This is a genomic window from Empedobacter sp. UBA7252 (assembly GCF_002472765.1).
In the GTDB taxonomy this organism is placed as follows: Bacteria; Bacteroidota; Bacteroidia; order Flavobacteriales; family Weeksellaceae; genus Empedobacter; species Empedobacter falsenii_B.
Window position 1 is genome coordinate 1 of the sequence record NZ_DKSQ01000043.1, and the last position, 4,740, is coordinate 4,740.

The window sequence follows — 4,740 nt, forward strand, 5'->3', positions numbered from 1 at the left end:
ACAGTTTTTTGGATATTGCCTTTATTTACAACGAATTACGACTCTCTATTCCCAAAGTATTGTAAATAACCTTCAAATGATATTTCACTGTATTCTCAGAAATATAGAGTTCAGTTGCAATTTCTTTATTTGTAAATCCTTTCTTCACTAATTCGATGATATCCAATTGCCTTTCCGAAAGATTATAATCACTTAAAATGATTTTCTTTTCAACTTGATTTGCATTATTTGAATGATTAATCAAATTAGAAAGTTTATTTCTCATCCGTTCATTTTCATTTTCAACAAGTTTTCTTTTTTCGATGTTTATCTTGTAGAATTTATAAAGAACAATTAATAATATGATCAAAATTGCAGAAATAATAACCAGAAATAGTCGGATATTTTTCTGATTTCGAACTTCTAAATCGTTTCGTTTGTTAATGATTTCTCTTTCTAAATTTTGTAATTTTCCACTTTGATTAATTGCATCATAATCGGTTGCAAGATCATTCACAATTAATCTTGTTTTATATGCTTTTTCCCAATCTTCATTCTGAGCATAATACCAAGTAAGAGATTCGTACATATTCAAAATATAAAGTTTTATACCATAATGTTTTGCATAATACAACCCTTTGTTATAAGCTTCTAAAGCCTTCTTATTGTCTTTTGTTTCTGTATATAAGTGTAAAAGCTTTCTATAAATATTAGGTAAATGTTTGGGAGATTTTTGCTTCAAAATTTCTATAGCTTCCAAATAATCTTTTTCTGCCTGAATATAATTTTTATTTAAACTATTCATTGTGCCTATAACAGAAATATAAAAGCCATACGTTTCGGCATCCAAATATTTTAAATTAGATTTATTTACTTTTTGGAGCAATTCCTCAACCTTATCATATTTTAAATAATCAAATTGGATAAAGATTCGTTCAATCAAAACTCTTGTCTCAACTTCGGATTTGTATTTAGCACTCTTTAAACCATATTTTTCAGCAACATTTAAATTTTCTTCTGCTTCTGGATAATTTAATAATGTTTTATACGTAAGATATTTTAACAAATACAAATTATATAAATCGTAATTCGTTATGTTTTTAGAATGTATAATACTATCTAATTTGATAATTGATTTATCAAATGAACCGATTTCATTATAAGATGAGATTTCTTTTTTTAGAATTTCGGAATTTATTGTATTTCCTATCCCTACCTGGGTGAAAAATAGAGTAAAGAATATTAAAAGTGTTTTATTATTCATTTTTGTTATATGACTGATATTTAATGAAGTAGCTCAACTACCCATAGGTAGTAATCATTAAACTACCTCATAACTACTCCTGCAAAAATAGGAATTTAAGTAGTGAATCCTAAAATTTGCAAAGAATTTATTTAGCACATAAATCTGGTGTTAATAGCTAATTATTTATTAAAAATGAAGATTATTTTATCTACTTTATTACTACTGTTGTGTAGTTTAGGTTTCTCTCAAAATTTGGATTACAAAAATTTAAAACAATTTATTGGAAATCGTGTAAATGAGTTAGAGGATTTTTATAAGGTTTCTTCTACATCTATTGAAGATAATTTTGGAAACCAAAAAGTAATGTACAATTCAGTAAAAATTGAACCATATACGTTGAATATTGAGGTTGAAACTGAAGGGAAAAATATAAAGCGTATTGTGGTCAAAAATTCTGAAAATAGAACAAGTTTCTTTAAAAATATTGCAGAAGAAATAGAAAAAGAAGCTCCAATTAAGAAAAACTATAAGACGTATTATATCTCTTTAGTTAAGAACTCTACAAAAAAGAAAATTTATCAAGAATCAATTGATCAATTAATTGATTTATTGAAAAAACCGACCACCAATCTAAAAGAAAATTATGGTTTACTGGAATCTAGTCCTCTAAAAACCATAATTACAATCAACGAAACTGAAAGTATTTTAGAAATCAATTAAAATTAAGTCAATATTTAAAACAATTAACAATGAAAAACATTTTTATTTTAGGGTTAGGTCTTATGGCTTCGCTAGCATTTGGACAAGTAGATAAAATTTACAAACATTCTGGTGAGATTATCGAAGGTCAGATTAAGCGTGTGGGAGAATTTACAGTAGAATATACGTATGATGGAGAAGATGCTATACAGTCTTTGAGTAAATATTCTGTTAATAAAGTATTTTACGGGAAAAGCACTCGTATTGAGGATGTTTCTGATAAAATTGAAATTACTGACGATAAAGATTGGGGGAAAGTGATTATTTTGGAAGATAAATCTTTGGTTGCAGGTTTGAAAAAAGGAGATGATTTAAAATCTAAAACAGGTATGATTAACTTCAGAACTGGAAATGGAAAAGATGAGCGTGCAGAAAAAGTTTTAAAACAACAAGCTGCAGAAGTTAGATGTCCATTTATTCTACTATTATCTGATAAAATGACAGGTAAATCGGCAAAGAAAACAGGAAGTTGCTACAAGTACCAGTAATAGGATTACTAAGAACTTTTAACTATATAATGTACTATTAATTATTTGACAAATAAGTCGTGGTAACTCGCGGCTTATTTTCTTTTAAAAAATGAACAAAGAAATAGTGTATTCACGAAAACGCAAACGAACTACAAATTTTGGTTCAAAAAAAATAAATTACTTAGATATTTTGATTGTTGTTTCAATTATTATTGTCACAATCTCAGTTATAATCAACTATTTGAATTAATTTTTTAGAAATACTCGCTACTACTTCACTTTATCTTTGATCCACTTCGCAACGGGTTTCTCAAAATATTCAAACGTTAATGCACTTAAAATTAAAGCAATTACGAAATAAATTCCAATTTTCTGAAAATCATTGATTTTCGGTAAATATTGATTTCCATATTTTATCACAATCATATGAATCATATAAAATGCAAAACTAATTTCACCTAAATAAACCAATGTTTTATGTTGAAGAATTCTCGAAAAGAAACCTTTTTGTAAAGCAAAAATTAGGACAATTCCAACCATCGGAATCCAATAATAAATTCCGTAACGAAAAGCTCTCGCAACATCATTGTGGAAGTAGAAAAAGATTGCCAAAACAGCAATTGCAGCGATTTCTATTAAAGTTCCTCTCGAAAAATTGATAGGCGTATCTTTTATCTTTTTATAGATTTGACAGGTAATAATTCCTAAAATAAAATCGAAACTGCGAACAATTGGATTGATGTAAAAAATCGCTTTTTCCAATTTCATATTTGTTCTGAAATAAGGTTCTGCAAAAATAATAATCGGAATAATTAGTAATAAAATATATTTCAGTTTCGGGAATTTATGCAACCAAATCACATAAAAAGGAAACATCAAATAGAAAAATAATTCGGTCGAAATACTCCAGGAAACGTTATTAATAGAGAAATAAAAATCTTTTACCGGAATATAAGATTGCAATAAAAATAAGTTCGCACCTGCAATATCCCAATGAAAATATCCTTGCCAAACATTGATGATAACAAAAGGCAACATAACACAAAAGGTTAGGACATGAAGTGGATAAATACGAGCAATTCGTGCGATATAAAACTTCTTTTTATCAAAATTTGGATTGTCGATGACTTTCTTTTCGTAATTAAGCGCCAAAACAAATCCGCTCAAAATAAAGAAAAAACCAACACCAAGATAACCTTCGAAAAAGACGTTATTTTTTAGATAATTATACCAAGCTAAATCGGTTTTTACAAACGTTAAATGGCTTAAGAAAACTACAAAAGCAAAGAAAAAACGTAAAGAAGTTAAGCTATTTAGCATTAGTCAATAATTTTAATTTCCATTTGATAATATTCGTCAAACATGCGAATAAATTCGTCCAATTTACTTTCTCTTACCGAAATTGTAAACATGCATTTATCAGAAAAATGTTTGTCTTTAATCTCTCCAGAAATACGATAGACATTGCGCTCTACAATTCCTTGTTGATCATAATTAAAAACCATTTTCACACGTTTAGAAACAAATTTTTCTACAATATTTGCTTCTTCCAACACAACTTGTGCCGCATATTTATACGCTTTTACCAAACCAGGAATTCCTAATTTTGTTCCGCCAAAATAGCGTACAGAAACAATCAAAACATTGGTGATTTCACTTGATAAAATTTGATTATAAATTGGTAAACCAGCCGAGCCGCTTGGCTCTCCATCATCATTTGCACGATGATTTTTACCATCAATTCCAAGTGCGTACGCGTAACAATGATGATTGGCGTCGGGATGAATTTCGCGCAATTGATCCAAATAAATTTTGATGTCATCTTCATTTTCAACTGGATAAGCAAAATTAATAAACTTACTACCCAATTCTTTGAAAATTACATCTTCCACAGCTTTCTCGATTGTACGATAATTGTCCGTCATGTTGTATTGAAAAGTACCGCAAAGATAGTTTAAATAGTACTTTTAACGAAAAAAGGTTTTATATTTATGAGTGATGAAAAAAATTATGAATGAAATTGAATGATAAAGTAATTTTAAATACTTTTTTAGGAAAAAAGAATACAAATAATTTAAGAGATGAAAATCATTATTGGATTTTAATTGGAGAAAGTGGAAAAGTTATTGAAATAAATAATGATTTATTTGAAGGAAGAGTTTTAGTGTTATTTGATAAAGATTTAGATGAATTAAATCTTAATAATCATAATCTTATCAAAAATTCTCTTTGGATATTAGAAACAGATTTAATAATTGATAAAAGATCATTAGCGTCCTAAACGTT

6 protein-coding genes are annotated in these 4,740 nt (G+C 27.7%); 3 read left to right on the forward strand and 3 right to left on the reverse strand.

Annotation, left to right across the window (positions count from 1 at the left end; translation table 11 throughout):
• Positions 1-25: 25 nt before the first annotated feature.
• Positions 26-1,243, reverse strand: a complete 1,218-nt coding sequence (locus B2X73_RS05460; RefSeq protein WP_291095951.1) for a LuxR C-terminal-related transcriptional regulator — start codon at positions 1,241-1,243, stop codon at positions 26-28.
• A gap of 174 nt (positions 1,244-1,417) precedes the next feature.
• On the opposite strand from B2X73_RS05460, the gene B2X73_RS05465 reads away from it, so the two are divergent.
• Positions 1,418-1,945, forward strand: coding sequence for a hypothetical protein (locus B2X73_RS05465; protein ID WP_147280012.1), 528 nt, complete (start codon positions 1,418-1,420; stop codon positions 1,943-1,945).
• 29 nt (positions 1,946-1,974) lie between these two features.
• Positions 1,975-2,472, forward strand: coding sequence for a hypothetical protein (locus tag B2X73_RS05470; protein WP_244957947.1), 498 nt, complete (start codon positions 1,975-1,977; stop codon positions 2,470-2,472).
• Between the two features lie 252 nt (positions 2,473-2,724).
• Here the strand turns inward: B2X73_RS05470 and B2X73_RS05475 are convergent, their stop codons facing one another.
• Together B2X73_RS05475 and B2X73_RS05480 are read right to left on the reverse strand one after the other, a co-directional pair.
• Positions 2,725-3,774 (reverse strand): acyltransferase family protein, encoded by a 1,050-nt coding sequence (locus B2X73_RS05475; protein ID WP_291095952.1) that lies wholly within the window; start codon positions 3,772-3,774, stop codon positions 2,725-2,727.
• Entirely contained in the window at positions 3,774-4,379 is a 606-nt protein-coding gene (locus tag B2X73_RS05480; protein WP_291095954.1) for an IMPACT family protein, read from the reverse strand. Before B2X73_RS05480 ends, B2X73_RS05475 begins: the two co-directional genes overlap by 1 nt.
• Before the next feature lie 89 nt (positions 4,380-4,468).
• On the opposite strand from B2X73_RS05480, the gene B2X73_RS05485 reads away from it, so the two are divergent.
• Complete coding sequence (locus B2X73_RS05485) at positions 4,469-4,735, forward strand: hypothetical protein (RefSeq protein WP_291095956.1); 267 nt, start codon at positions 4,469-4,471, stop codon at positions 4,733-4,735.
• Positions 4,736-4,740: the final 5 nt, after the last annotated feature.

Coding starts and splice junctions, on each gene's coding strand:
- B2X73_RS05475 (WP_291095952.1), bottom strand. CDS start 3,774: ATGCTAAATAGCTTAACTTCTTTACGTTTTTTCTTTGCTTTTGTAGTT.
- B2X73_RS05465 (WP_147280012.1), top strand. CDS start 1,418: ATGAAGATTATTTTATCTACTTTATTACTACTGTTGTGTAGTTTAGGT.
- B2X73_RS05480 (WP_291095954.1), bottom strand. CDS start 4,379: ATGACGGACAATTATCGTACAATCGAGAAAGCTGTGGAAGATGTAATT.
- B2X73_RS05460 (WP_291095951.1), bottom strand. CDS start 1,243: ATGAATAATAAAACACTTTTAATATTCTTTACTCTATTTTTCACCCAG.
- B2X73_RS05485 (WP_291095956.1), top strand. CDS start 4,469: ATGAAATTGAATGATAAAGTAATTTTAAATACTTTTTTAGGAAAAAAG.
- B2X73_RS05470 (WP_244957947.1), top strand. CDS start 1,975: ATGAAAAACATTTTTATTTTAGGGTTAGGTCTTATGGCTTCGCTAGCA.